Annotated in this window: 22 protein-coding genes; 12 read left to right on the forward strand and 10 right to left on the reverse strand. The window is 65.3% G+C overall.

Features of this window, described 5'->3' with window-relative positions:
* Positions 1-44 precede the first annotated feature (44 nt).
* From xylB to JKG68_RS01015, 8 genes are all read left to right on the forward strand, one after another.
* Positions 45-1,514 carry a xylulokinase gene (xylB, locus tag JKG68_RS00980; protein WP_202055216.1) on the forward strand — a complete coding sequence of 490 codons (1,470 nt, stop codon included), beginning with the start codon at positions 45-47 and terminating at the stop codon, positions 1,512-1,514.
* A gap of 889 nt (positions 1,515-2,403) precedes the next feature.
* Positions 2,404-3,933, forward strand: coding sequence for a sugar ABC transporter ATP-binding protein (locus JKG68_RS00985; protein ID WP_202055217.1), 1,530 nt, complete (start codon positions 2,404-2,406; stop codon positions 3,931-3,933).
* Positions 3,930-4,961 (forward strand): ABC transporter permease subunit, encoded by a 1,032-nt coding sequence (locus tag JKG68_RS00990; protein ID WP_210346174.1) that lies wholly within the window; start codon positions 3,930-3,932, stop codon positions 4,959-4,961. The genes JKG68_RS00985 and JKG68_RS00990 overlap by 4 nt, the downstream gene beginning before the upstream one ends.
* Positions 4,962-5,077: 116 nt before the next feature.
* Positions 5,078-6,013, forward strand: a complete 936-nt coding sequence (locus JKG68_RS00995; RefSeq protein WP_202055218.1) for an ABC transporter substrate-binding protein — start codon at positions 5,078-5,080, stop codon at positions 6,011-6,013.
* 78 nt (positions 6,014-6,091) lie between these two features.
* The gene (locus JKG68_RS01000) at positions 6,092-6,787 is read left to right on the forward strand and encodes an L-ribulose-5-phosphate 4-epimerase (RefSeq protein WP_281399047.1); all 696 of its coding nucleotides are present in this window, start codon (positions 6,092-6,094) and stop codon (positions 6,785-6,787) included.
* A 48-nt stretch (positions 6,788-6,835) separates the two neighbouring features.
* Complete coding sequence (locus JKG68_RS01005) at positions 6,836-8,446, forward strand: ribulokinase (RefSeq protein ID WP_202055219.1); 1,611 nt, start codon at positions 6,836-6,838, stop codon at positions 8,444-8,446.
* Positions 8,447-8,502: 56 nt separating this feature from the next.
* Positions 8,503-9,453 (forward strand): carbohydrate kinase family protein, encoded by a 951-nt coding sequence (locus JKG68_RS01010; RefSeq protein WP_202055220.1) that lies wholly within the window; start codon positions 8,503-8,505, stop codon positions 9,451-9,453.
* An 11-nt stretch (positions 9,454-9,464) separates the two neighbouring features.
* Positions 9,465-10,721: an AGE family epimerase/isomerase gene (locus JKG68_RS01015; protein WP_202055221.1), complete on the forward strand. Its 1,257-nt coding sequence runs from the start codon at positions 9,465-9,467 to the stop codon at positions 10,719-10,721.
* Between the two features lie 89 nt (positions 10,722-10,810).
* Here JKG68_RS01015 and JKG68_RS01020 read toward each other — a convergent pair whose 3' ends face one another.
* Positions 10,811-11,740, reverse strand: coding sequence for a ribokinase (locus tag JKG68_RS01020; RefSeq protein ID WP_202055222.1), 930 nt, complete (start codon positions 11,738-11,740; stop codon positions 10,811-10,813).
* 715 nt (positions 11,741-12,455) lie between these two features.
* Between JKG68_RS01020 and JKG68_RS01025 the strand changes: the two genes are divergently transcribed.
* A complete protein-coding gene (locus tag JKG68_RS01025) occupies positions 12,456-13,190 on the forward strand; it encodes a PhoH family protein (protein ID WP_210346175.1) in 735 nt (244 codons plus the stop codon).
* A 239-nt stretch (positions 13,191-13,429) separates the two neighbouring features.
* Here the strand turns inward: JKG68_RS01025 and JKG68_RS01030 are convergent, their stop codons facing one another.
* Together JKG68_RS01030 and JKG68_RS01035 are read right to left on the reverse strand one after the other, a co-directional pair.
* The gene (locus JKG68_RS01030) at positions 13,430-13,963 is read right to left on the reverse strand and encodes a cold-shock protein (protein WP_312890715.1); all 534 of its coding nucleotides are present in this window, start codon (positions 13,961-13,963) and stop codon (positions 13,430-13,432) included.
* Between the two features lie 291 nt (positions 13,964-14,254).
* A complete protein-coding gene (locus JKG68_RS01035) occupies positions 14,255-15,418 on the reverse strand; it encodes a zinc-binding metallopeptidase family protein (RefSeq protein ID WP_202055224.1) in 1,164 nt (387 codons plus the stop codon).
* A 369-nt stretch (positions 15,419-15,787) separates the two neighbouring features.
* Between JKG68_RS01035 and JKG68_RS01040 the strand changes: the two genes are divergently transcribed.
* Positions 15,788-16,174, forward strand: a complete 387-nt coding sequence (locus tag JKG68_RS01040; RefSeq protein WP_202055225.1) for a response regulator — start codon at positions 15,788-15,790, stop codon at positions 16,172-16,174.
* Positions 16,175-16,197: 23 nt separating this feature from the next.
* On the opposite strand, the gene JKG68_RS01045 is transcribed toward JKG68_RS01040, so the two are convergent.
* Positions 16,198-17,574 (reverse strand): cytochrome P450, encoded by a 1,377-nt coding sequence (locus tag JKG68_RS01045; RefSeq protein ID WP_202055226.1) that lies wholly within the window; start codon positions 17,572-17,574, stop codon positions 16,198-16,200.
* A 130-nt stretch (positions 17,575-17,704) separates the two neighbouring features.
* On the opposite strand from JKG68_RS01045, the gene JKG68_RS01050 reads away from it, so the two are divergent.
* Both JKG68_RS01050 and JKG68_RS01055 read left to right on the forward strand, forming a co-directional pair.
* Complete coding sequence (locus JKG68_RS01050) at positions 17,705-18,370, forward strand: TetR/AcrR family transcriptional regulator (RefSeq protein ID WP_312890716.1); 666 nt, start codon at positions 17,705-17,707, stop codon at positions 18,368-18,370.
* Positions 18,371-18,506: 136 nt separating this feature from the next.
* Complete coding sequence (locus tag JKG68_RS01055; RefSeq protein ID WP_202055228.1) at positions 18,507-18,938, forward strand: SET domain-containing protein; 432 nt, start codon at positions 18,507-18,509, stop codon at positions 18,936-18,938.
* A 369-nt stretch (positions 18,939-19,307) separates the two neighbouring features.
* Here the strand turns inward: JKG68_RS01055 and JKG68_RS01060 are convergent, their stop codons facing one another.
* From JKG68_RS01060 to uxaC, 6 genes are read right to left on the reverse strand one after another with little or no spacing between them, the layout of a single operon-like run.
* Positions 19,308-20,786, reverse strand: coding sequence for a mannitol dehydrogenase family protein (locus JKG68_RS01060; protein WP_202055229.1), 1,479 nt, complete (start codon positions 20,784-20,786; stop codon positions 19,308-19,310).
* A gap of 7 nt (positions 20,787-20,793) precedes the next feature.
* On the reverse strand, positions 20,794-21,636 hold the full coding sequence (locus tag JKG68_RS01065; RefSeq protein WP_202055230.1) for an ABC transporter permease: 843 nt from the start codon (positions 21,634-21,636) through the stop codon (positions 20,794-20,796).
* A 5-nt stretch (positions 21,637-21,641) separates the two neighbouring features.
* On the reverse strand, positions 21,642-22,553 hold the full coding sequence (locus JKG68_RS01070; RefSeq protein WP_202055231.1) for an ABC transporter permease: 912 nt from the start codon (positions 22,551-22,553) through the stop codon (positions 21,642-21,644).
* The gene (locus JKG68_RS01075; RefSeq protein ID WP_202055232.1) at positions 22,553-23,638 is read right to left on the reverse strand and encodes an ABC transporter ATP-binding protein; all 1,086 of its coding nucleotides are present in this window, start codon (positions 23,636-23,638) and stop codon (positions 22,553-22,555) included. The genes JKG68_RS01070 and JKG68_RS01075 overlap by 1 nt, the downstream gene beginning before the upstream one ends.
* A 23-nt stretch (positions 23,639-23,661) precedes the next feature.
* A complete protein-coding gene (locus JKG68_RS01080) occupies positions 23,662-24,849 on the reverse strand; it encodes an ABC transporter substrate-binding protein (RefSeq protein WP_202055233.1) in 1,188 nt (395 codons plus the stop codon).
* Between the two features lie 50 nt (positions 24,850-24,899).
* On the reverse strand, positions 24,900-26,303 hold the full coding sequence (gene uxaC, locus JKG68_RS01085) for a glucuronate isomerase (RefSeq protein WP_202055234.1): 1,404 nt from the start codon (positions 26,301-26,303) through the stop codon (positions 24,900-24,902).
* Positions 26,304-26,367 lie beyond the last annotated feature (64 nt).

Consider the following 26,367-nt stretch of genomic DNA (forward strand, 5'->3'; position numbering starts at 1 on the left):
ACGGCGGCCGGACCACCGGCCAAAACGCATCAGGAGCATCAGGCGTGCCTCACTATCTCGGTATCGATGTCGGAACCTCGGCGGTGAAGGCGATTCTGGTGGACGAGCGGCAAGCCGCCGTCGCGGAGGCCGATGTGCCCCTGCAGGTTTCCCGTCCGCGGGAGCTGTGGTCGGAGCAGGACCCGGAGGCGTGGTGGCAGGCGGTGCAGTCCGCAGTCGAAGGACTGCGAACTCAAAACCCTTCCGCTCTGGCCGATATTCGCGGCATCGGCCTGTCGGGGCAGATGCACGGCGCCGTGCTGCTCGACGAGGCGGGCCGTCCTCTGCGCCCCGCCATTCTCTGGAACGACGGCCGCTCCTTCGGGGAGGCGGAGGAGCTCAGACACCAGCACCCGGAGCTCTCGCACGCCATGGGCGTGATTCCGATGCCCGGCTTCACGGCCCCGAAGCTTCTCTGGCTGGCGCGCCACGAGCCCGAGACGTTCCGGGCCGTTCGCAAGGTGCTCCTGCCGAAGGACTACATCCGGTTGAAGCTCACCGGTTCGGCCATGACGGAAATGTCGGACGCCGCCGGCACCTGGTGGCTGGACGAAGCGGCACGCGACTGGTCGGACGCGGCCCTCGCCGCAACGGGTCTCACCCGCGATCACATGGGCGATCTCGTCGAAGGTTCGCAGCCTTCCGGAACCGTGCGCCCTGAGGTTGCCCGGCAATGGGGCCTGCGCGACGATGTGGTCGTTGCCGGCGGCGGGGGCGACGCGGCGGCTGGCGCCGTCGGCCTCGGCGCCATCGAGGACGGGTCGGCCTTCATCTCGCTCGGCACGTCAGGGCAGCTCTTCGTCACCACCCGGGACTTCAGCCCCGCGCCCGAGGCTCTGGTGCACTCCTTCTGCCATGCGGTGCCGGGCCGCTGGTTCCAGATGGCCGCAATGCTCAACGGCGCAAGCTGCCTTGCCTGGGCGGCGGGTCTTCTGAAAGCCGATATCGGCGACCTCCTGCGCCAGACCGAGGCGGCCTATCAGGCACCGTCGGGTCTCCTCTTCCTCCCCTATCTCGCCGGCGAGCGGACGCCGCACAACGACCCTCATGCGCGCGGCGTGTTCTTCGGGCTGTCCCCGGAAACCAGGCAGACAGATCTGGTGCAGGCGGTGCTCGAAGGCGTCGCCTTCAGCTTTGCCGACGCCAAGCAATGTCTTGCGCAGGCAGGAACGCAGCTCACCCATGCAGGCATGATCGGCGGAGGCTCGCGCAGCACCTTCTGGACCAGGATCTTCGCCAGCGTCCTGAACGTTCCCCTGATGCGCTACGAGGGAAGCGACAAGGGGCCCGCTTTCGGAGCCGCGCGGCTCGCGCGATTGGCAAGCACGGGGGAAGCGCCCGATGTGGTCTGCACGACGCCGAAAATTCTCGAGACCATCGAGCCGGACCCGCGCCTCGTGGAGCTTTATGCTCCCCGGGTCGAGGCGTTTCGCAGCCTCTACCGGGTTCTGAAGCCCGAGTTTGCACGCATGTAGACAAGATCGGGCAACTCCGCTTTGGGGCGCCGGCACCGGGCCTTCACAGGCTAATGCTGGCACCTCCTTCCCACCGCAAGCTCGGTGTTCCCAGGAGGGTGTCATTCCGGACCGGAGATGGCGACAGCCATGGCAGGGGAAGGGAATCAATAGGGCTGAGGCTGTGAGTGGATCCCCTTCCCTCGCTGACGCTCGCCGGGGATGACAGCGGCACCACCCTCGGTGTCATTCCCGGCCGGAGCGAAAGCCGAGGGGAAGGGAATCCATAGCGCTGAGTATATAGGTGGATCCCCTTCCGGCACTTCAAACGCCGGAGATGACAGGGGGCACCTCTTCCGTCCCCCTTGCGGGGAGGGATCGAGGGTGGGGTTCGCAAAGTCGGAACTCTGGGCTTGATCCATTTAGCGCCGGGGCAGCAACAGCATCCCCTCTCCCATGTGGGAGAGGGGCAGGGGTGAGGGTGTGGCGCTTCACCAGCAAAATGCTCTCGTCTCCGCGGCAGACGAACATCTCAGCGCCTCCTCCGGCAGCGGCCTTCCCTCACCCCGGCCCTCTCCCACATGGAAGAGGGAGACCAGCGGCTCACCCCCGCCCGAATCCCTCCCCCGAGGCGGAGGGAATATACGTCTGCGCCCTGGAGCGAAGAGCCCAAGCATTATGAGCCGGACTCAGAGGACCAGCCCCCGAGACACAAAGAACACCTTCGGAAGAAATGAAAGTTGTGCATGACCGGCCGAGGTTCAAAAGGAGGGATTGAAACCCGATTGGAATGAAGCATTTACGGCAAGCAAAGGCTCATTCCGACCACCCGGTCCCTTGGCATGATATACTATACGGAATACCAGGCTGACATCTGCCGCTTGAACGAAGTGTCTCTAGGGAATAGCCGATGACAGGTTCAGCCCCGGTCCTTGAGATGAACGGCATCTCGAAGACGTTTCCCGGTGTGAAGGCGCTCACGGACGTTTCCCTCACGGTCTATCCGGGCGAGATCCACGCCCTCATGGGGGAGAACGGCGCCGGAAAATCGACCTTGATGAAGATCCTGTCGGGGGCCTATCAGGCCGATGCGGGCGGTGAGATCCGCATCAACGGTAAGCCCGTCGCCATCGACGGGCCGTTGACCGCCCGGCACCACGGCATTTCCATCATTTATCAGGAACTGTCGCTTGCTCCGAACCTGTCCGTCGCCGAGAACATGCTTCTCGGCCGCGAGCACAAGAGCGGCCCGATGGTCGACCGCGGCTCCATGGAGAAGGCGTGCCGCGCAGTTCTCGAGCGCCTCGGGGTCGGGTTCAAGGCGACCACCAAGGTCAACGAGCTGTCCATGGCCGAGCGGCAGCTCGTGGAGATCGCCCGCGCGCTCATCGCCAACTCGCGCATCCTCGTCATGGACGAGCCCACCACCTCCCTCTCCTCCCGGGAAACGGAGGCGATGTTCGCGCTCGTGCGCCAGCTTCGGTCCGAGGGGCTGGCGATCATCTATATCAGCCACCGCATGGCGGAGATCTACGAACTCGCGGATCGCGTCTCGGTGCTGCGGGACGGCTCCTATGTGGGCACCCTCGTGGCCGACGAAATCTCGGCCGAGCGCCTGGTGCAGATGATGGTGGGGCGCGACCTGTCGTCCTTCTATAAAAAGGAGCACGACGCGCATCAGAGCCGTGGGCCGGTGATGTTCGCGGTTCGCAACATGAGCGACGGCCGGCGCGTGCATCCCTGCTCGTTCGACCTCCATGAAGGGGAGGTTCTCGGCATCGCGGGCCTCGTCGGAGCGGGACGAACCGAGCTGGCGCGCCTCATCTATGGAGCCGACCCGCGCACCAGCGGCGAGGTCTTTCTCCAGGGCAAGCATCTCTCGATTCAGCGCCCCGAAGACGCGATCAATTCCGGCGTCGTCTACCTGACGGAGGACCGCAAGCATCTCGGCCTTTTCCTCGATCTCACCGTGCGCGAGAACGTGAACGTGAGCGTGCTGGGCCGGGACGCGCGCATGGGCGGCGTCCTCAACCTGAAATCCGCCAAGGAGCGGGCGACCGCGGCCATCAAGGCGCTCGCCATCCGGGTGGCGGGCGACGGCGTGCTCGTGGGCAGCCTTTCGGGCGGCAACCAGCAGAAGGTGCTCCTCTCGCGCCTGCTGGAAACCAAGCCGAAGGTGCTGATCCTCGACGAGCCGACCCGCGGCGTCGATATCGGGGCGAAATCCGAGATCTACCGTCTCATCGACGAACTGGCGAAGCGGGGCGTCGGCGTCATCGTCATCTCCAGCGAACTCCCGGAGGTCGTTGGCATCTGCGACCGCGTGCTGGTGATGCGCGAGGGCAGGATCGAAGGCGAAGTCGGCGGAGCGGGTCATCCGCCCGTGACCCAGGAAAACATCATCACCATTGCGACAGGCGTAAGGGAAGCTGCCGAATGACACCCCCGAATGAGACCAGCGCATCCATCCAGACGTCCGGCGCGGCAGGCATCGACGCGGCCTCTCAGGAGAAGCAGCGCCGCCTCGCCTGGCGCTCCACCCTGCAGGCCATCGGCATGCTGCCGGTGCTCATTATCCTGGGTGTCGTGTTCGAGCTCATGTCCGGCCGGTTCATGAGCTTCCAGAACCTGTCGATCGTGATGCAGCAGGCCTCGATCAACACGGTGCTCGCCGCAGGCATGACCTTCGTCATTCTCACCGGCGGCATCGACCTGTCCGTGGGCTCCATCCTGGCGGCAGCCGCCATGGTGGCGATCCTCGGTTCGCTGATCCCGGAATGGGGCATGTTGGGCATTCCGGCCGCCTTGCTGGCCGGCCTTGTGTTCGGCCTCCTCAACGGCGCACTCATCGCCTTCGCCAAGCTGCCGCCCTTCATCGTCACCCTCGGGTCGCTCACCGCCGTGCGCGGCATCGCGCGCCTGATCGGCGGCGACACGACGCAGTTCAACCCGCAGCTGCCTTTCGCCTTCATCGGCAACGGCACCCTGTTCGGCCTGCCATGGCTGGTGTGGATTGCGTTTGCGGTGGTGATCATCTCCTGGTTCATCCTGCGGCGCACGGTGCTGGGCGTTCACATCTATGCGGTGGGCGGCAATCCCGATGCCGCGCGGCTCACCGGCATCAAGGTCTGGGCGGTTCTGCTGTTCGTCTATGCCTTCTCGGGCCTCGCGGCAGGGCTCGGCGGCGTCATGTCGGCGGCACGCCTCTTTGCCGCGAACGGCCTGCAGCTCGGGCAATCCTACGAGCTCGACGCCATTGCGGCGGTCATTCTGGGCGGCACGAGCTTCGTCGGCGGCATCGGGTCGATCTGGGGCACGCTCATCGGCGCGCTCATCATCGCCATCCTGACGAACGGGCTCATTCTCGTAGGCGTGTCCGACATCTGGCAGTTCATCATCAAGGGGCTCGTGATCATCGGGGCCGTGGCGCTCGACCGCTACCGTCTCCAGGGATCGGCGCGCACCTGACACAAATACCTGCGTCCGGACCGGGCGCTTGTATAAGCGAGATCCCGGAAGCCGAACCGGCTTAAGGGGATCGCGGGGCTAAAAAGATACCTGCAATTAGGACTTCGGAGGATTCCATGGCACTTTCCCGTCTCACACTCAGCGTCGCGGTTGCCGCCCTTCTGGCGGCTCCGGCCTATGCCAAGGACGTCAAGAACGTCGGCATCTCGGTCGGCCTGCTCGGCAACCCGTTCTTCGTCGCCACCATCAAGGGCATCGAGGCGAAGGCGAAGGAAATCACCCCGACCGCCAAGATCACGTCCGTTTCGGCGGATTACGATCTGAACAAGCAGTTCACGCAGATGGACAACTTCTCTGCGGCCGGCACCGACATCGTCATGATCAACGCGGTCGACCCGAAGGCCATCGAGCCTTCCGTGAAGCGCGCTCAGGCAGCCGGCATGGTTGTTGCCGCCTTCGACGTGGCGGCGGCCGGCGCCGACGTGACGGTGATGACGGACAACATCAAGGCCGGCGAGCTGGCCTGCCAGTACATCGCCGATCAGCTCAAGGGCAAGGGCGACGTGCTGATCGTGAATGGCCCCCAGGTCTCGTCCATCGTGGACCGCGTCACGGGCTGCAAGAACGTGTTCGCCAAGCACCCGGACATCAAGGTCCTGTCCGACAACCAGGACGCCAAGGGCTCCCGTGAGGGCGGCTTCGCGGTGGGCCAGAGCCTGCTCACCCGCTTCCCGAAGATCGATGCGGTGTTCGCGATCAACGATCCGACCGCCATCGGCATCAATCTCGCGGCCAAGCAGCTCAACCGCAACGAGTTCATCATCACGGCCGTCGACGGCGCCCCGGACATCGAGAACGAGCTGAAGTCGGGCAACTCCCTCATCAAGGCCTCGGCCTCGCAGGATCCGTACATCATGGCGGCCCAGTCCTATGAGCTCGCGGTGGGCATCGTGAACGGCAAGAAGCCCGAGAAGAACGTGATCCTGCTCGAGCCGAAGCTGATCACCGCCGACAACATCAAGGACTACAAGGGCTGGACGGCCGTTCGCTGATCCAAGTCTGACGGGCGGCGGCCATGGCGCGAGCTTTGGCCGCCGTTTTTCGATTCGTGAGCATGAGGAGATAGCCCGATGCTGAAGCAGCTGCGCGAGCAGGTTCTTGAAGCCAATCTCGAAGTGGTGCGCCGCGGGCTCGTTCTCTACACCTTCGGTAATGTCAGCGGCATCAGCCGCGAGGACAACCTGGTGGCGATCAAGCCGAGCGGCGTGCCCTACGAGCGCATGAAGGCCGACGACATCGTGGTGACGGATCTGGACGGCCGGATCGTGTGGGGCGAGCTACGCCCCTCGTCCGATCTCGACACCCATCTTCATCTCCTTAAGGCTTTTCCGGAGATCGGCGGGGTGGTGCATACGCACTCGGAGCATGCCACCGCCTGGGCCCAGGCGGGCCGTTCCATTCCGGCCCTCGGCACGACCCACGCCGACTATTTCTACGGTCCGGTTCCGGTCACCCGCGAGCTGACGCCCGACGAGATTCGGGACGATTATGTGCGCGCAACAGGGGTCGCGATCACGGAGGCCTTCGGCAACCGTGATGCCATGGAGGTGCCGGCGGCGCTGGTCGCAGGCCACGGCCCCTTCGCCTGGGGCAGGACACCGGACGACGCCGTGCACAACGCCGTCGTGCTGGAGGCGGTGGCCCGCATGGCCATGTATACCTTCTCCTTGCGGCCCGATGCGCCAGGCGTGTCGCAGGCCCTTCTCGACCGGCACTATTTCCGCAAGCACGGCGCGACGGCGACCTATGGTCAGTCGCAGAATTAGCTCCCTCTTCGCCTACCCCTCGCACATGCCCCTTTTCGGGAGACTCACATGGCCGTTGTAGCCGGTGTCGATTTCGGCACCTTGAGCGTTCGGGTCACCCTCGTCGACGACCGCAAGGGGCCGCTCGGCCTCGCCACGGCGGAATACCCGCTGCATCGCAGGCGCGACAATCCCGATCATGCGACGCAAGCCCATGCGGATCACATGGATGCCCTGGCGCGCGCCATGCGCGGGGCTCTCGCATCGGCCGGAGTGAGGGCCGAGGACGTGGCGGCGCTTGCGGTCGACACCACGGGCTCCAGCGTCGTCATGGTGGGCGAGGGCCTCGAGCCGCTCGACGAATACTACCTCTGGTGCGACCACCGCGCGAAATCGGAGGCCGAGGAGATCACCCGGCTGGCGCACCAGGAGGGCCTGGAGGCCATCGAGTGGTGCGGCGGCGTGTATTCCCATGAATGGGGCTTCTCCAAGCTGCTGCACTGGCTGCGCCACAACCCGGAAAAGCGCGACCGGCTGGTGACCGCTCTTGAGCATTGCGACATGGTGGCCGCGACGCTCACCGGCATCACCGATGCGCCTAAGGTGAAGCGCAGCGTCTGCGCCATGGGCCACAAATGGATGTGGAACCCGCGCTGGGGCGGCCTGCCCCCGCAGGACTTCCTGTCCAAGGTCGATCCGCTCTTCGACGGCATCCGCGACAAGCTCGCGGGCGAATACGCCACCTCGGACGTGGTGGCGGGCCAGCTTACCCCTTATTGGGCGGAGCGGCTCGGATTGAAGGCCGGCATCCCGATTCCGGTCGGAGCGTTCGACGCCCATTGGGACGCCATCGGCGCCGGGTGCCGCGTGGGCGACGTGGTGAACGTGGTGGGCACCTCCACCTGCATCATCGCCATGGCGGAAGGCACCAGCCTGATCCCGGGCGTGTGCGGCGTGGTGCCGGGCAGCGTCGATCCGGGGCTCGTGGGCATCGAGGCTGGGCTCTCGGCCACCGGCGACATCTTCGAGGCGATTGCCCGGCGCGCCAACACCAACGTCAAGGAACTCTCGAAGGGCCTGGAGGGGTACCGCGCCGGGCAGACCGGCCTCCTGCGCCTGACCTGGGACAACGGCGACCGCACGGTGCTCGTCAAAGCCGATCTCGGCGGCATCACGCTCGGCTGGAACCTGCTGCACACGGCCCAGGACGAGCTGTTCGCCGCCATCGAGGGCACGGCCTTCCACACCCGCATCATCCTGGAGCGCATGGCCGAGGGCGGCGTGCCGGTGGAGCGGGTGATCAATGCGGGCGGCATCCCGCAGCACAATGCGGTGCTGAACCAGGTCTACGCCAACGTGCTCGGGCGCCCCGTGCTCGTGCCGGCCGGCATTCCCACGGGCCTCGGCTCAAGCATCTTCGCCAGCCTCGCCGCAGGATCGCACCCGGATCTGAGCAGGGCTCAAGAAGCGATCTGCCTGCCCTTCCGCACCTTCGAGCCCGATCCCGCGGCGCACGCGGTCTATGAGCAGCTCTTTGCCCATTACAGGACGCTGTATTTCGGCTTCGGCGGCGTTTCTGGACCGGTCTCGCTCGATCATGTATTGCGCGACCTCAAGCGGTTCGCGGCTCTTCCCCTGGAGCCGGTTCCGCCCGATGTTGCAGAACGCGTGCCCGTCTAAGGGCCGGATCGACAACCGGGTTTGGGTGCCGCGATGATCCTGTCAGGAGCCTTCATATGATTCTCGTTTCCGGCGAAGCCCTGATCGACCTGTTCATCGGCGCCCCCGCTTCGGCGGGCTTCCCCGCCGAGGCGATCGCGGGCGGCTCTCCGTTCAACGTGGCGATCGGGATCGGACGCCTCGGCCGCCCCGCCGCGTTCCTGTCCACCTTGTCGGACGACGTGTTCGGCTCCTTCCTGGCCGACAAGCTCAGCCAAGCCGGCGTGAGCCCTGCCTATCTGCAGCGCTGCCCGAACTACACGACGCTGAGCGTGGTGGCCACCGATGCCTCGGGCCAGCCGCAATACTCCTTCTACGCCCCGAACGCCGCCGACCGGGCGCTTCGCCCCGAATCCCTCCCGGCCCAACTGCCCCCCGAGGTGAACGCCATCGCGGCGGGCTCCTATGCCCTCGGGGTCGAGCCCATCGCCAGCGCCATTGAGACCCTGCTGCGCCGGGAAGCCGGCTCGCGCGTGATCTCGCTCGATCCGAACGTGAGGCCGCGCGTGGTGGGCGATCTTGCCGCTTACCGCGAGCGCTTCGAGAGCCTGCTGGCCTACGCCACCATCGTGAAGGCCAGCGACGAGGACATCGAGCTTCTCTACTCCACCGGCGATCTCGCGTCGGCCGCACGGGCCTGGCTCCAGCGCGGCCCCAAGCTCGTCATCGTCACCCGGGGCGAGAAGGGGCCGCTCGCGGTGTTCGGCGAAGGGGTTCTGGAGCGTCCCGCGCCCAAGATCGAGGTGGTGGACACGGTGGGCGCCGGGGACACGTTCCATGCGGGCCTTCTGTCCTGGCTCGATGTCAATCATCTGCTCACGCCCCAGGCCATCGCAAGCCTGAACGAGACGCAGGTCACGGAGGCCCTGGATTTTGCGGCGGCCGCCGCCGCCATCGTCTGCACCCGCCGCGGCGCCAATCCGCCCTCATGGGCGGAAGTCGAACAGTTCATGGCAGCAAGAGCCTGATGGAGTCCCCCATGACGAACGCCCAGCCCCTCCTGCCCGCCAACAGTGCGAACTGGCGCTCCAACCGTTTCCATCGCCAATGGCTGTTCGAGCAGGCCGGCAACCTGTTCGACTTTTTCCAGCACCGCATCGTCAATCCGGCCGGCGGCTTCTTCGATCTCGACGATGCGGGGCAGCCCGTCGAGACCGCCAATCCCGTCCGGCAGATCCACAACACCACCCGCATGGTGCATTGCTTCGCCATCGGCACCCTGCTCGGCCGGCCCGGCTGCGACGCCATCGTCGACCACGGGATGAACTATCTCTGGAACAGCCACCGGGATGCCCAGCATGGCGGCTATGTCTGGTCCCTCGACAACGATGGCCCGAAGGACGACACCAAGCAGGCCTATGGGCATGCCTTCGTGCTGCTGGCGGCCTCCAGCGCGAAGGTGGTGGGGCACCCGCTGGCGGACCGCGTCCTGGAAGACATCACGGAGGTCCTGGAGCAGCGCTTCTGGGAGGAGCAGCACGGGGCGGTGACCGAGGAATTCTCCCGCGACTGGCAGCCCTTGAGCCAGTATCGCGGCCAGAACTCCAACATGCACCTGACCGAGTCCCTGATGGCCGCCTTCGAGGCCACCGGCGACAGGGCCTATCTCGACAAGGCGGAGCGCATCGCCAGCCTCATCATCGGCCGCCATGCGGCCTCCCTTGGCTACCGGGTGGCCGAGCACTTCCACGCGGATTGGAGCCTCGACAAGGACTACCGCGGCTATGACGTGTTCCGGCCCTACGGCACCACGCCCGGACACTGGCTCGAATGGGCGAGGCTCATCCTCCAGCTCTGGACCCTCGGGGGCCAGCGCCATGCCTGGATGCCGGATGCCGCCCGCGAGCTGTTCCGCCAATCCATAGAGCTGGGATGGGACAAGGAGCGGGGCGGGTTCTTCTACGCCCTCGACTGGGACGACAAGCCGAGGCTGCCCCATAAGCTCTGGTGGCCCTGCGCCGAGGCCATCGGGGCTGCGGCGTTCCTCATCGAGCACAACCCCGGCGACTATCACGAGGAGTGGTATCGCACCCTCTGGGGCTTTGCCGACCGCCACCTGATCGACCACCGGCACGGCGGCTGGCGCCCCGAGCTGTCGGAAGACCTGCGGCCGGACACCACCCTGTTCCAGGGCAAGCCCGATCTCTACCACGCCCTGCAGGCCTGCCTGATCCCGCTCTTCCCGGCCACCGGCAGCCTGACCGGGGTCATCCCGCAGAATACGTCTCAGCCCTAGATCCTTTATGCGGCGAGGTGGATCCGGCTCGTCCCCTGTTTCGGCGGCGAAGCAAAGACTGCAGTCGGTTCCATATCCTTGAGACGGCCCTAGGCGATATACCGCTCCAGGGCGTCCCTGTCGGGCATGCCGGCCTGGGCGCCCGGCGTCAGGCAGGACATGGACGCGGCGGCGCAGGCCCGGCCCATGGCGGCGCCGATCTCCAGCCCCTCCGCAAGGCCATTGGCGAGCACGCCCACAAAGGTGTCGCCGGCGCCGGTGGTGTCCACCGGCGTGATGGGGCGGGCGGCGGCATGGGCCTGCGTGCCGTCGGGGGCGATGGCGAAGGCTCCGCGCGAGCCTGCCGTGACGATGCAGGCCGGACCGAAGGAGCGGGCGAGAGCGGCTCCGGCCGCGAGGTAATCGTCCCCGGCCGCATCACCGATGATCTCGGCGATGGAGAGCGCCTCGTGCTCGTTGACCACCAGCACGTCGGTGGCGCTCAAGAGCTCGGCCATGGCCTCGCGGCCGCTCACCTGGGGCACCGGAGCGAAGTTCCAGACGACCTTGACGCCCGCCCGCCTTGCGCGGGCCGCGACCTCCAGGTTCTCGGCAAGGGGCACCTCCATCTGGAGAACCACAACGGAAGCCCCGGACAGCAGGCTGTCCGGCAGGTCGGCCGCCCGCACCGCCATATTGGCGCCGCTTGCCACCGTGATTGCGTTCTCGCCGGTTTCGTCGACGGTGATGAAGGCGCAGCCGGTCGGTTCCTCGATGGTCCGGATTGTGCCCGTATCGACGCCGTTTCGGCTCAGGTTGTCGAGGCAGGCTTTTCCGAACGGGTCGTCCCCCACGGCCGCCACCATGGCGACCCGGATCGGGCCGCCTCTGCCCACGCGGGCGGCGGCAACCGCCTGATTGGCTCCCTTGCCGCCGAAGAAGCTTTCGGCCCGGCGCGACAGGACGGTCTCGCCCGGACGCGCGATGCGCTGCACCCTTGCGACGAGGTCCATATTGATGGAGCCGAAGATTACGATCATGCCGCCCTGCCCTATTTCGAGGCGCCGTCCATAGCATTCGGACCGGCGCTTTGGCGAGGGAAGGCGGCGCTGGCCCTGATCGATTTTGTCGCTTGCTGTCATGCTCGCAGACTGGGACTGGGATCAACTCACGCCCTCAGCGCCATGGATTCCCTTCCCCTCCGCTTTCGCTCCGGCCGGGAATGACACTGAAGGAAGCGCCACACGGTCAGCACCACGCTGTCATACTAAGGCCAAGCGGAGCGAGGGAAGGGGATCAACCCCGACCCTCAGTGCCATGGATCCCCTTCTCCTCTGCTGCGATCCGGCCGGGAATGACACGGAGGCCGCCGGCAGGGATCGCCCAAATCGAGTCACCGTCCGGTGCGGAACGCCTCCGGCTCAAGGGCTTTCGAGCCATCCACAGCTAATTCCCCCCTCTGCGGCGCAGAGGCGGTATGCCCTGGAACCAAGCAGAGTGCCCCAACATTTGACTCGCAGGTAGGCGTAGCAGCGGTAAACTGTCATCAGAATCGAAGATAGTTTACCTCTCGCAGGTAAAAGAACGGGCTTTGATGGGCAGGCAGGCTGATCCTCACTCCACGGATCGCGGAAATCCACCGCCCGCAGCAACGCGCTCCCGCATTTCGTTTCCTCTTGGAATTCTCTTCCCCAGACGCCTCTGCGCGGCGCCTGGATAAATGCTCTTGCGCAGTTTCAAAACTGGAGTTGGTCATTGAGCAAGCATCATGAGAAGCAGAGACGCAAGACCCGCCGCTCCCATGAAACAGCGCAGGTCTTCGACCTCAACGGATCCAAGTTCCAGGCCGAGCGCAGCCCTCCGCCGATCAAGGCACTCAATGCAACGCAGGATGAATATCTCGACGCTTTAAGGAACAGCCCCCAGGTTGTCGTTCTCGGTCCCGCCGGCACAGGCAAGACCTGGATCGCAGCCACCCATGCGGCAGACCTGTTCCGCCAGCGGCGCATCCGCAAGATCATCCTCACCCGTCCCAACGTGCCGAGCGGCCGCTCCCTCGGCTTCTTTCCCGGCAGCCTGGAGGAAAAATTCGGCCCCTGGGCCGCTCCGGTGATCGAGGCGATCAAGGAGCGGATCGGCGCGGCCGCTTTCGAGATCGCGGTCAAGAACGGCGACATCGAGATGGTCCCGTTCGAGGTGATGCGCGGACGGTCCTGGCGCGACGCCTTCATCCTGCTCGACGAGGCGCAGAACGCCACGCCGGCCGAGATGAAGACCTTCCTCACCCGCATCGGGGAGGATTGCACCGTGGTGATCAACGGGGATGTGAGTCAGTGCGACCTGCGCGAGACGTCCGGCCTGCGCACGGTCATACACCTGATCAAGTCGCGGATGCTGCCGGTTCCGATCGTCGAGTTCACGCTCAACGACATCGTGCGGTCGGGTGTCTGCGAAATGTGGGTGCGCGCATTCGAAGAGATCCACTGCTGACGCAGCAGGTTTCCGACCCTGAATGGTCGGTCCGGGGATCCGGGGTTGCTTCCATATCGTTGGAGGCAGCTCCGGTCTTCCGGTGGCAGCATCCTTGAGGGCGAACGGGATGCACTTCGCCCGAAAAGCGAGAGAGCATCGGACTGGCAAGTGGATTTGCACTTTCCGGTCCGATGCTCACGATTTGACGAGCGCATCGCAGGCGGCGGACCCGGAGGTCCGCACGATGGGCTGGAACTTTAAGCGAGCTCGATGGCGCCCACTTCGGGGCCCTTGCGACCCTCGACGATGGCAACACGCACTGCCTGTCCCTGGTCGAGCTGGCTGAGGCCGGCCCGCTCCACGACGGAGATGTGCAGGAACAGGTCCTTGCTCTCGCCCTCGACGGACACGAAGCCGTAGCCCTTGACGTTGTCGAACCACTTCACGGTGGCCGGAACGTCTGGCGGACCGCTGACCGGCCGCGAGGCGGCACCTCCGCCTCCGCCCGGACGGGAGAACCCGCCGGACTGGCCCGGTCCACCCGAGCGCATCGGCGGCTTCGGGCGGGCTCCGCGCGGCGGCTCGGGCTCTGCCGTGCTCGTGTCCACGCTGACGATTTCCTGAACCTGCGGGCCCTTCTGGCCTGCGCCGACCTTGATGACCAGCGTCGTGCCGGACTCAAGAGCCGTATGGCCTGCGGCCTCGACCTGCCTGACATGCAGGAAGGCCTCGCCGGAGCCGTCGGTCATCTCGACGAAGCCGAAGCCCTTTTCAGGATTGAACCATTTCACCCGCGCCTCGGTCTCAGGTCCCGAGCTCGAAGCCGAATAGGACGTCTGCTGCCGCGTGGGCCGTTCAAAAGATGTTGGCGGGGCGAAATCGCCCCAGTGATCTTCGGGTTGACCGCCAAATTGACGTCGGCGATCACGGTGATCATTTCCCCGGCCCATCAGGACTGCCTTCTAAAGTCTCTGGTTTCCGAAACGCTATACGCGTAACGCCCCCAACCGCTGAGGGCAAGAAGATTACTACTCATACCTAAACGCATCATGCAAGAGTTCTTAGAGGGAAGCATGTCGTTCTTAGAGGGGAGCTTGTGCGGATTGTGGGGCGCCGACGCGAGAATTCAGCCCTCCGATCACCGCTTTCAAAATATTGCGATCCTCTTCGTCCCCCTGCCGGCGCCCGCTCCAGGCGTGAACGCGCTCATGGATGAAGCTCAATTTGGCGATGACCCCGGGCGGCAGCACGAAGGGATAGAGATCGGGCTGCCCCATGCTGCGGTTCAGGGAATTGACCGCGAACGTCAACGGCAGCCAGGCCGTGATCAGGCGGTTCAGATCGATCTCGCGGTGCGGATCGAAATCGATCTCTGTTGCAAGCTCCGGGCCCCGGCTGATCCTGGGCCGCACCTTCAGGCCGAAGGCGTTGGCCGTTTCCAGGGTGTCGACGATGTGCAGGTAGTGCGCCCAGGTCTCTGCGAAATCCTCCCAGGGATGCGAGGCGGCGTAGGCGCTGACGAAGCTTTCCTGCCAGTTCTCCTTCGGGCCGTTGGCGTAGTGCGCCTGCAGGGCCTCGCCGTAATCCTGCCGCTCGTCCCCGAAGATCAGGCGGAATTGCTCGAGGCTCGGATCGTTGCGGACCAGCACGTTCCAGAAATAGTGGCCGATCTCATGCCGGAAGTGGCCCAGCAGGGTCCGATAGGGCTCGCCCATGCTGTGGCGACGCCGCTCCCGCTCCGCGTCGTCGGCCTCGGCGATGTTGATGGTGATCAGGCCGTTGTCGTGCCCGGTCAGGATGGAAGGGCCGTGAGGCGAGTTCTCGGAAGGGTCGGACAGGAAGTCGAAGGCAAGCCCCTGGGGATCCTCGGCCCGCGTCGTGAGCGGCAGGCCGAGCCTCAGCAGGGTATAGAAAAGACGCCGCTTGGCGACCTCCAGGCTGCGCCAGCGGACGAGATTCCGCTCGTTGGAGAGGTCGGGCACCGTCCGATTGTGCCGGCAAGCCCGGCAATAGGGGTCCGGCTCGTCGGCCGGGATCAGCCAGTTGCACGCATCGTGCTCCGCATTGGCGCAGAAGCGAAAGCGCCCTTCCGGCTGCGCCAGGGCCTTCCAGCCGCCCTCCTCCGGCTCGAGCGCGCTGATCTCCTGGATCGACGGCAGGCAGCCGAGCCGCCGCCCGCAGCTCTCGCAATGGCTGTTCTCGAAATAAAGGGGCTGCCCGCAGGCCTGACATTCGAAGAGCTTCATCGATCCGCATCCGATCCGGCTGGTAGCTTTGCCTGCCGCCGGCTTGCCAGGCCTCGCATAGACATCACGGCAACGGCTGAGATTCCGGTTGGTTCGGGCCGTTTCGACGTCGCGCCGGCTTTCCGCTGCTCATATTTTGGGCTTTCGCCGCGGGGCCATCAATTTGATCACGCGGGAGCGGAAAGGCCATATGGACAGGCTTGGGTCTTGGGTGTTTACTCTACCGAAAGACCGACGCGACGGTTGGGCTAAGTCATTGTAACATAAGATAGTGAGCCGGAACCGGAGCCCAGGCTATACTGGGAGCAACTGATTCGTTGAACGACGTCCGTACGACGCTTCGCAGATGCTGTGCGACTTGGAGGGGCTATGTTTGAAGGTCCGAGAAAGCGCGTATTGATCGTCGAGGACGAGGCCATGATCTCGATGCTGATCGAGGATATGGTTCTCGATTTCGGCTGCGAGATCGTGGGTCCGGCCGCACGGCTGGATCGCGCCCTGACCTTCGCCCTGCAGGAAGACATCGACATCGGCCTTCTCGACATCAACGTGGACGGATCGGTCGTGTTCCCCGTGGCCGACGTCCTGCGCTTCCGCGGCATTCCCTTCATCTTCTCGACCGGGTACGACTTCAGGGCCCTGCCCGAGCGCTTCCACGGCTGCCCGACCCTGTCGAAGCCGTTTTCCTACGAGAACTTCGCCGATACCCTGCGGATGGCTCTAGCCAGCGCATCGAACGCCTCCGAGGCGGTCTGAACAGACCTCGCCGGCCACAGGTCTCACGAGCGCGGCTCGACCTGCATCCGAGGTTCCTGCCTGGGCCTAAGCGTCACCTTCATCCTGGGCTTGGGCATCTCGCCCGAGGGGCTGCGAAGCCTCACCGCCTGCAGCAGCACGGCCAGGATGGACACGGCCTCCATGGTCGCGAACGCGTTGCCGATGCAGATGCGCGGGCCTGCTCCGAAGGGCATGTAGGCATAGCGGTGGCGGGCCTTCGCCTGGTCGGGCGCAAAGCGCTCCGGGTCGAACCGCTCGGGGTTCTCCCAGATGGAGGCATGATGATGCACCGCATGGATCGGCACGATGACGACGGCGCCTTCCGGCACCGTGAGCCCGCTCAGCGGGAAGGGCTGAACGGCCGTTCTCGTGATGATCGGCGCCGGCGGATAAAGCCGCATGGCCTCCGAGAACACCTGACGGGTGTAGGCGAGCCTGGATACATGCTCGGGCCGAACCGCCTCGCCTCCGGTGACCTCGTCGATTTCAGCGATCACCCGCGCCTCGTGCTCGGGTTGACGGGCCAGGAGGAGGAAGGTCCAGGCGAGGCCGAGGGCCGTCGTCTCGTGCCCGCCGGTCACGAAGGTCAGGAGATTGTCGGCAATCTCCTCGTCGGTCATGGTGCGGCCGCTCTCGGGATCGGCCGCGGCAAGGAGCAGGCCCACGAGATCCTCGCGGACTTCTCCGCTGCGGCGGCGCTCCGCGATCATGTGGATGATGGCCGACCGAAGATAGGCGGCGGCCTCCATGGCCTTGCGGCGGCCCGGGTAGGGCAGCCAGTCGGGCGCATTGAGAATGCTCAGCGCGAACACCCAGCCGGTCGGCTTGAGGTAGTCCGTGATGCCCTGCTCGACCCGCGCCACATCGATGCTGCCGGCCCCGGACATCATGGTCTCGACGATGATGTCGAAGGTCGTGTGCATCATCTCGCGGCCGATATTGATCGCGGCCCCGGAGCCGAATGCCAGCCAGCGCTCGCGGGTGCGCTCGGCGGCGGAAATCATCGCCGGCAGCAACCCTAAGAGCTTCTCGTGCCGGAACGCAGGTGCCACAGACTGGCGCTGCCAGCGCCAGTGCCCCCCATCGGCGGTCAGCAGGCCCTGACCCAGGGCAGGACCGAGGGCCCGCCGAACGTCCTCGCCCTTGGACAGGGCGTCGGCGTTGCGCACGAGCGCCTCATGGATCAGCGACGGCTCGGTGACGAGGATGCGCTCGCGTCCCGCAATCTTCGAGTAGACCAGGGGCTGATGGTAGACCTCCGGCGGCAGCGCCTGAAGCGGATCGCGTACGAGGGCCGGCAGAACCGAGAGCGGCGAACGGCGGCTGACGGTCACGCCGGGGCTCTTGTCCGAGATCCTGGGAAGAGCGTCGATGCTCATGCGATTTCCTCTTCAACAGCGCCCTGCAACCTTGATGCCCGGCACGGGATTACCTTAAGGTATGCACCTTAGAAGATATCGATCTAAGGTGCATACCTTAGACGCGCAAGTGCGACATAAAGGAACACCGGTGAGCGAACCAGGACCGGCCCCCAAGCGCAGCCGCCCGGCGGTGAGCACGCGCGACAAGCTGATTGCCGTCTCCCTTGCTCTTTTCAACGAGCGCGGGCCCGACCGCGTGACCACGGCCCAGATCGCCGAGGCGGCAGGCGTCAACGAGGGCAACCTGTACTATTATTTCAAGACCAAGCAGGCGCTGATCCTGGCGATCTTCGATCAGTTCGAAGCGGCGGTGGAGCGTCTTCTCGATGGGAGCCGCGCTGCGAATGCCGATCCGGCCGCTTACGTGGCTTTCCTGCGCGAGTGGTTCGAGATCGTCTGGACCTACCGCTTCCTTTACCGCGACTTCATGAGCCTGCTGGCCACCGCTCCCGAGCTTCGCCGCCGCATCCGCGCGATCAGCGAGCGGATACGGACGCCGATCAAGGATCTCATCGGCCATATGCGGATGGCGGGCCTGATGGACTTGTCGGATGAGGAGCTTGACGTGCTGCTCCCCAATCTGTGGATCGTCTCCACCTACTGGGTGGTCTATCTCGACGTGCAGGAGGGGGTCGGAACCTTGCAGAAGTCCCACCTCGAATGGGGCCTCAAGCAGGTGGCAAGCCTCTTCCGTCCCTACCTCACAAAGGCAGCGCGGGACTGGCTCGGCACGCAACCGGACGCGCTCCTGTAGAGCACGCTTCCGAGAGTGCGCAAAATATCGCGGCAGGATCTCGAAGATCCTGCCCGGACCCCTACCTTGACCCTTCGGGCGACATCATCGCTGAAACACAGAACCTACACCCGAGAGCCCGGAGCACTTTGTCCGCATGAGCGCCAAACCGTCAGAAGGCCCTTTTCGCATCGGGAAATCCGAAACCGGGCTCGGCCTGTTCGCGACGGACGTGATCGAGAAGGGGTCGTTCATCATCGAGTATGTCGGCCCCAAGATCACGATCGAAGAGGTCGAGCGCCGCCGGAACACGCGCTACCTGTTCGAGATCAACAGCCGCTGGACCATCGACGGCTCGCCGCGCTGGAACACCGCCCGCTACATCAATCACTCCTGCCGTCCGAACGCGCAGGCCACGATCTCCCGCGGCAAGATCCGCATCAAGGCGATCAAGCGGATCAAGCCGGGCGACGAGATCACCTACAATTACGGCAAGAACTACTTCGAGACCTTCATCAAGCCCATCGGCTGCAAGTGCCGTTCGTGCGAGCAGAAGCGCGCCAAGCAGGCCGAGCAGGCCGGCGTTTGAGAACGAGGCTTGTTCTGCGAGCGAATGGATAACCCTTCGATCATGTAAAGCGCTGGGGATGACACGCTCCCACTGTCATTCCGGGGCGAGCGCTAGCGAGAGCCAGGAATCCATAAACACCACGTTTCAAGAAACAGCGAGAAGCGTTGCGCCTTTGCCTGCGCTGCCAACGGTTATGGCTTCCACGATCGGTCCGGCCATCCCGTGCAGGAGAACAGTGCCTCGATCAATCGGGATCACCGGCACAAGGCCGGTGATGACGTGGAGGGCGCGGTACGCCAGAGCATTTTCAGGTGAAGTGGATCCGGTTCACCGTTGAAAATGCGGCACAGCCAAGAAGAGAGATGATTCCATGTAAATGGAAACACTCTAATCGGCCCTGAATTCCGATGCGGTGCGCTTGGAGCCATGTTCGTACAGGCGAGCCAGGTTCGCCGTCACCGCACCGGTGAACCGAGGATCGGCGGGCAGGTCGTCGCCGAAGATTTCGCGTACGCCGAACAGCTCTCCGGCCAGGCGCTCGGCCGAGCCCCCTGCCCGATCCGCCAGTTCCCGCAGCCGCGTCGCCATGGGATCGCGCACGTCGATGGCAGCGCCTTTCTCATCGACGCCCGTCACATAGCGCATCCAGGCCGCAACCCCGAGGGAGAGCCGCCCGATGGGGGCGTCGTCGCGCAGGCGGTCGCGCAATGTCCCCAGGAGCCGTTGCGGCAGCTTCTGCGATCCGTCCATGGCGATCTGCCACGTGCGGTGCTTCAGGGCCGGGTTCTTGAACCGCTCGATAAGCGCGCGCTTGTAGGAAGCGAGATCGGCTCCGGGCGGCATGTGCAGGGTCGGCGTCACCTCCTCGTCCATGAGCCCCTGAATGAGGCGCACGAAGGCAGGATCGGCCATGGTGTCCGCGACGGTCTCGTAACCGGCAAGATAGCCGAGATAGGCCAGGGTCGAGTGGCTTCCGTTGAGCAGCCTGAGCTTCATGTGCTCGTAGGGCTCGACATCGGCCACGAACTCGGCGCCGGCCATTTCCCAGGCGGGACGGCCTTGCGGGAACCGGTCCTCGATTACCCATTGGGTGAAGGGCTCGGTCACAACGGGCCACGCGTCGGCGGCGCCCAGGGCTTCGCCGATGCGCTGCCGGTCCTCGTCGCTGGTGGCGGGCACGATCCGGTCGACCATGGTGGAGGGACAGGACAGCTCGTCCTCCACGAACCGACCGAGCTCGGGATCGACCAGCTCGGCGAAACGGGTGAGCACCCGCTTGACCGTGCGTCCGTTCGACGGAAGGTTGTCGCAGGTGAGCACCGTGAAGGGCGGAACGCCCGCCATGCGGCGGCGGCGCAGTGCCTCGACGATGAAGCCCGGAGCGGACTTGGGCTCTTTCAGAAACTCCAGATCGTGCACGATGTCGGGATGCGCCTCGTTCAGGGCGCCGGTTGCCGGGTCGTGGCAATAGCCCTTCTCGGTCACTGTCAGGGTGACGATCCGCGTCTGCGGGTCGGCCATCGCGTGAAGCAGCTCCTCGGTGGCCCTGGGCGCGACGATGACCTGCCGGATTGCGCCGACGACCCGCAGTGCCTCGCCGGCCTGAGAGCGCACCGAGACGGTATAGAGCCCATCCTGCGGAGCAAGAGCGTCGTAGGTATCCGGGCTGCGCAGGCTTGCCGCCACGATGCCCCAGCTCGGATCGCGCGCCAGCACGTCGTCGGTGTAGACGGCCTGATGCGCCCGGTGGAAGGCCCCGACGCCGAGATGCACGATTCCGGTCGTCACCGCGCCCCGGTCGTAACCGGGCTGCTGGATCCCGGCTGGCAGACCCGCAAGCGAAGCCTCGTTCAAACGATCTGACATCTGGTCCTCAATGCGCCGGCTGCTGCTTCGCGCGGGTGACGATCTGGGTCGGGTTGACGAAGCGCAGCGCGATGATGAGCCACACCAGCGTCGTGACCATGTAGATCACCGCCATGGCGTCGATGGATTGCACGGAGCGAACGCCCGCCGCGAACACGGCGTAGTAGAGCGACACCACGAGCGTCTGGCTGGTGGGACCTGCCACCAGGAAGGTCAGCTCGAACATGGCGATGGTGCGCACCAGCACCAGCAGCAGCGCCGCCAGGATGCCCGGCAGGAGCAGCGGCAGGAGCACGTGCACGAAGAGCTTGAAGGTGTTAGCCCCGAACACGCGGGCGGCCGCCTCGATCTTGGGATCAATCTGCTCGATGAACGGGATCATGACCAGGATCACGAAAGGAACCGTCGGCACGAGATTGGCCGCGACGACGCCCCAGAACGTTCCGGCAAGCCCGGTCTGGTACAGAACCGTGGCGAGCGGGATGCCGAAGGTGATCGGCGGGATGAGAAGCGGCAGCAGGAACAGCAGGACGAGCAGCTTCTTGCCCGGAAAATCCCGGCGCGCCAGCGCATAGGCGGCGGTGACGCCCAGCGCGCCGGAGATGAGAACGACCGCCCCCACCACCTGGAAGGTGACGATCAGCACGTCCCAAAGCTGGAACTCGCTCCAGGCGGATGTGTACCAGCGGGTGGTGAAGCCGACCGGCAGCCAGGTGCCGAGCCAGCGGGTGGCGAAGGAGCTCGTCACCACGGTGGCGATCATCGCCAGGAGGTTGAGGATGAAGAAGCCCACCAGCACCCAGACGGCTGCGGCCCAGAGCTTGGATCCAAGTGTCGTGTCGCGGATCATCGCCTTTAACCTTTCGCGCCTGAGGCCGGGCCGCGATAGAACAACCCGCGCGAGGCGAGCACCGCGACGACGATGCCGAGCTGGACGAAGCCCATGATCATCGCGATGGCGGATCCCATGGAGTAATCGTATTCCTCGAAGGCCGCCTGCGCGGCCGCAATCGAGATCACCCGGGTCAGCCCCGCCGGCTCGCCGAGGAGCACGGCCGAGGGAAAGACCGAGAAGGCCTGCACGAAGGACAGGCAGAAGGTGATGGCAAAGCCCGGCATCAAGAGCGGCAGGTAGACGTGCCGGAAGCGCTGCCACGCATTGGCGCCAAGGGTCGCCGCCGCCTGTTCGAGGGCGGGATCGATGCCGGTGACATAGGACAGGGTCAGAAGAAACGTGAACGGGAAGCCCGTGATCAGGAGGGACGCGAAAACGCCCCAGTAGTTGTGAACGAGCTTCAAGGGCTGCGAGATCAGGCCGAACGTCATCAGCGTCCGGTTGAACCAGCCCTGGGGCCCAAGGTAGTTCAGCAGCCCCTCGGCTACCAGAACCGTGCCCAAGGTGATGGGGAGAACGAGGATTGTGGTCAGAAGGCGCTGGCGCCGCATGAGGCGGACCCGGAAGGCGACCGGAACCGCGAGCAGCAGGTTCAGGAGCGTGACCGGGACCGCGAGCCACAGCGTCTTGGCAATCGTCTCATAGAGGAAGGCGTCGGAGAAGAAGCGCCTGTAGTTGGCGAGCCAGTCGCCGCCGGCCTTCGGCTCGAAGGACAGGACGAAGCCGAAGGCGAAGGGATAGATGAACAGCAGGAGGCTGAGGATCGCCGCAGGGACGACGAGCAGGGTGACCGCATCGAAGCCGTTCGCCGCCAGCCGCTGGCGCAGGCTGGGTCCATGATCGATGGTGGTGGCCGGGGCAAGAGCGTCCATCAGTTCCTCCCCTGGGTCGGCTCCGCGAAGACGAGAACGCGCCCGTCGTCCGCCCGCAGATAAACCGTCGATCCCGGCTCCACAGCTTGGTGGGAGCGGAAGACGAAGTCGAACCCGCCTGCCGAATGCGCGGTCCCGACGAACTCGCGGCCGCGATACTCGATGGTGTCGACGGTGACCGCGATGGCGTTCGGTCCGGCCTCGCCGACCTCGAGATCGTCCGGCCGGATGGCCGCATAAGCGGATGAGCCGGGCGACAGCCTCTCGCGGGCGACGCCGCTGATGCGCGCGCCTTCCACGTCGAGGACGGCGCGGCCGTTCTCGACCGCGACGACCTTGCCTTTCAGCTTGTTGCGGAAGCCCATGAAGTCCGCCACATCGAGATGGGCAGGGGCTTCATAAAGCTCCTTCGGCGTGCCCACCTGCCGCACAACGCCGTCGCGCAGGACGACGATGCGGTCGGCGAGCGACAGGGCCTCGTCCTGATCGTGTGTCACGTAGATGGTCGTGGCGCCGAGCTCGTTGTGAATGCGCCGGATCTCCGCGCGCATTTCGAGGCGCAGCTTGGCGTCGAGGTTCGACAAGGGCTCGTCCATGAGCACCAGCGGCGGCTCGATCACGATGGCGCGGGCAATCGCCACGCGCTGCTGCTGGCCGCCGGAGAGCTGGCCCGGCAGCTTGTTCTCCTGGCCCTGGAGGCGCACGAGGGCGAGCGCCTCGTTCACCTTGCGGTCCATCTCGGCCTTCGGCGTGCCGCGCATCTTCAGGCCGAAGCCGATGTTCTGGCGCACGTTCAGGTGAGGAAAGAGGGCATAGTTCTGGAACACCATGCCGAAGCCGCGCTCCTCGGGACGCAGGGTGTCGACCCGGCTCTTGTCGAGCCAGATCGCTCCGCCGGTCACGGGGAGAAGACCCGCGATGCAGTTCAACGTCGTCGACTTCCCGCATCCCGATGGTCCGAGCAGCGCGATGAACTCGCGCCGCCGGATCGTGAGGGAGATGTCGCGCAAGGCGTTGAGCGCCCCGAAGTCGCGGCTGACACGGTCGAGCCGGACTTCGTCGAACTGGGAAAGGGCAATGGTCATCGCGGGTCCTTGGTTCTTGGTTCTTACTTGCGCTTCTGTCCGCCGACCTGCTCGTCCCACATGCGGAAGGCGACGACCATCTGTTCGGGCTGGAGCGGCAGTTCGATCGGGTTCTCGGCGATCCACTTCTCGTATTCGGGACGGCCGAATTCCTTGATGGCGGCCTGGCTCTCGGGCGGCGCCATGTCGAGGGTTACGCCCTTCACGGCGGGACCCGGATAGAAATAACCTTCGTCGTAGGTGTAGGCCTGCTGCTCCTTGGTGAGCAGGTGGTTCATCAGGTCGATGAGAACGGCCATCTTCTCGTTCGACAGCCCCTTGGGCACGCACATGTAATGAGCGTCCGCCACCCAGTGGAAGCCCTTGAGGGCCGCGACCTTGGCCTCCTTCGGCACGACGCCGAGAACGCGCGGGTTGATGTCCCAGCCGGTGGTCGACACGGTCATGTCGCGGGAGCCTTCGCCGAGTTCCTTCATTACCGCGCCGGTGCCGGACGGGTAGTACTCGACCGTTTGCCCCAGCTCCTTAAGGAAAGCCCAGGTCTTGTCCCAGCCCTTGGCCGGATCCTGCGGGGTGCTGTCGCCGAGGATGTAGGGCAGGCCCATGATGAAGGTGCGCCCAGGACCCGAGTTCGCCGGGCGGGCATAGATGAAGCGTCCCGGATTGGCCTTCGCCCAGGCCAGAAGCTCTTCGGCCGTGGTGGGCACCTGCTTGATCTTGTCGGGCATGTATTCGAGCAGCGGGCCCGACGGATAATAGGTGACGACCACGCCCTGCCCCTTGGCGAGCCCCTGCATCTTGGCGGCCGCCGGAAGGTAGATGTCGTCGAGTTTCGGCAGCGCGTTGGAATGGCTTCCGATGAGATCGACCCAGAGCTTCTGCTCGATGCCGGCGGAGAGCGCGTCCGTGCCGGTGAGCACAAGGTCGATGTCGACGCGGCCCGCATCCTGCTGCGCCTTGATCTTGCCGGCAAGTTCAGGAGCGGTCGCCTTGGTGAAGCTGATGCGCGAGACGAGGTTCGGCTTCGCCTTGCGGTAGTTCTCGATGGCCTTCTGCGTGAGCGCCAGATTGCCGGCCACATCGATGACGTTGAGGGTCACCGGGCTTGTTGGCAGCGCCAGTTGGGCAAAGCTCGGCCCGCCGAATGCGGCGATGCCCGCAGCGCCGGCGACACCGCCGACGAAAGTCCGTCTGCTGATTGAATTCGTCATTGTCTTCCTCCCGTTCTGTGCGGCATGGCCTTCGTGAGCCATGCCAGCTTTCACAGCTTGTAGGCCTCTTTGGCGAGGCGATAAGCAAGGTCGTGGGCCACCTCGTGCGCCTCGTCCTCATCGAGGCGATGCGTGGTCACGAGGCCCGCGAGATACGCGCAGTCGACGCGGCGGGCCACGTCGTGCCGCGCCGGAATCGACAGGTAGGCGCGGGTGTCGTCGTTGAAGCCGACCGTGTTGTAGAAACCGGCCGTCTCCGTCGTGAGCTCGCGGAAACGCCGCATGCCCTCGGGCGCATCGAAGAACCACCAAGCCGGCCCGAGCTTCAGCGCCGGATAGTGCCCGGCGAGCGGCGCAAGCTCCCGCGAATAGCTCGTCTCGTCCAGGGTGAAGAGAATGAGCGTGAAATTCGGCTCGTTGCCGAAGCGGTCGAGAAGAGGCTTGAGGGCGCGCACATATTCGGTCTGCGACGGGATGTCGGCCCCCATGTCGCGGCCGAAGCGGCTGAAGATCGCATCGTTGTGGTTGCGGAACGAGCCGGGATGGATCTGCATGACCATGCCGTCCTCGACGCTCATGGCCGCCATCTCCGTCAGCATCTGGGCCCGGAACAGCTCCGCGTCCTCAGGCCCGGCGTCCCCTGTCGAGACGCGGCGGAACAGGGCCTCCGCGTCCGATCCGGACAGGTTGGCGGTTCGGGCCGTGGGATGGCCGTGGTCCGTGGATGTCGCCCCATACTCGCGGAAGAACGCGCGCCGCTTCCGGTGCGCCTCGAGATAGCCGCTCCAGGTCAGGGTATCGCAGCCGGTGATCTCGCCGAAGCGGGCGAGATTCCCCCGGAAGCCTTCGAAATCGGGATCGACGACCGGGTCTGGGCGATAGGCGGTGACGACCCGGCCCTTCCAGCCCGACTGGCGGATGGTCTCGTGATGTTTCAGCGGGTCGAGCGGGCTTTCCGTGGTGGCGATGGCCTCGATGCGAAAACGCTCGAAGAGGGCCCGCGGGCGGAACTCGGGCGTGCGCAGGGCCGCGTCGATCCGGTCGTAATAGGCATCCGCGTTGGCTGGCGACAGCCGCTCGGTGAAACCGAAGAGGGTTGCGAAGGTGTGGTCGAGCCATGCCCGCGTGGGGGTGCCGCGAAACAGGTGGTAGTGGGCCGCGAAGCGGCGCCAGATCGCTCGCGGGTCGCGCTCGACGGCGCTTCCATTTTTCGTCGGGATGCCGAGATCTTCGAGGCGCACACCCTGACTGTAGAGCATGCGGAAGATGTAGTGGTCGGGGATGACGAAGAGCGTGGCAGGATCCGGGAAAGGCTCGTTCTCCGCATACCAGCGGGGATCCGTATGACCGTGCGGCGAGATGATGGGCAGGTCCTGAATTCCGGCATAGAGCCTGCGGGCCACATCGCGGGCGGCAGGATCTACCGGAAACAGCCGGTCCGGATGGATCAGCATGGCGTTCTCCCTTGGCGCCGCCACCCACCCTCTCGGCTGGTCTCGGACGCCCCTTTCCACGAAC

This window comes from Microvirga aerilata (assembly GCF_016743775.1).
Taxonomy (GTDB): Bacteria; Pseudomonadota; Alphaproteobacteria; order Rhizobiales; family Beijerinckiaceae; genus Microvirga; species Microvirga aerilata.

Coding starts and splice junctions, on each gene's coding strand:
- JKG68_RS00985 (WP_202055217.1), top strand. CDS start 2,404: ATGACAGGTTCAGCCCCGGTCCTTGAGATGAACGGCATCTCGAAGACG.
- JKG68_RS00990 (WP_210346174.1), top strand. CDS start 3,930: ATGACACCCCCGAATGAGACCAGCGCATCCATCCAGACGTCCGGCGCG.
- JKG68_RS00995 (WP_202055218.1), top strand. CDS start 5,078: ATGGCACTTTCCCGTCTCACACTCAGCGTCGCGGTTGCCGCCCTTCTG.
- JKG68_RS01000 (WP_281399047.1), top strand. CDS start 6,092: ATGCTGAAGCAGCTGCGCGAGCAGGTTCTTGAAGCCAATCTCGAAGTG.
- JKG68_RS01005 (WP_202055219.1), top strand. CDS start 6,836: ATGGCCGTTGTAGCCGGTGTCGATTTCGGCACCTTGAGCGTTCGGGTC.
- JKG68_RS01010 (WP_202055220.1), top strand. CDS start 8,503: ATGATTCTCGTTTCCGGCGAAGCCCTGATCGACCTGTTCATCGGCGCC.
- JKG68_RS01015 (WP_202055221.1), top strand. CDS start 9,465: ATGACGAACGCCCAGCCCCTCCTGCCCGCCAACAGTGCGAACTGGCGC.
- JKG68_RS01020 (WP_202055222.1), bottom strand. CDS start 11,740: ATGATCGTAATCTTCGGCTCCATCAATATGGACCTCGTCGCAAGGGTG.
- JKG68_RS01035 (WP_202055224.1), bottom strand. CDS start 15,418: ATGAAGCTCTTCGAATGTCAGGCCTGCGGGCAGCCCCTTTATTTCGAG.
- JKG68_RS01040 (WP_202055225.1), top strand. CDS start 15,788: ATGTTTGAAGGTCCGAGAAAGCGCGTATTGATCGTCGAGGACGAGGCC.
- JKG68_RS01045 (WP_202055226.1), bottom strand. CDS start 17,574: ATGAGCATCGACGCTCTTCCCAGGATCTCGGACAAGAGCCCCGGCGTG.
- JKG68_RS01055 (WP_202055228.1), top strand. CDS start 18,507: ATGAGCGCCAAACCGTCAGAAGGCCCTTTTCGCATCGGGAAATCCGAA.
- JKG68_RS01060 (WP_202055229.1), bottom strand. CDS start 20,786: ATGTCAGATCGTTTGAACGAGGCTTCGCTTGCGGGTCTGCCAGCCGGG.
- JKG68_RS01065 (WP_202055230.1), bottom strand. CDS start 21,636: ATGATCCGCGACACGACACTTGGATCCAAGCTCTGGGCCGCAGCCGTC.
- JKG68_RS01070 (WP_202055231.1), bottom strand. CDS start 22,553: ATGGACGCTCTTGCCCCGGCCACCACCATCGATCATGGACCCAGCCTG.
- JKG68_RS01075 (WP_202055232.1), bottom strand. CDS start 23,638: ATGACCATTGCCCTTTCCCAGTTCGACGAAGTCCGGCTCGACCGTGTC.
- JKG68_RS01080 (WP_202055233.1), bottom strand. CDS start 24,849: ATGACGAATTCAATCAGCAGACGGACTTTCGTCGGCGGTGTCGCCGGC.
- uxaC (WP_202055234.1), bottom strand. CDS start 26,303: ATGCTGATCCATCCGGACCGGCTGTTTCCGGTAGATCCTGCCGCCCGC.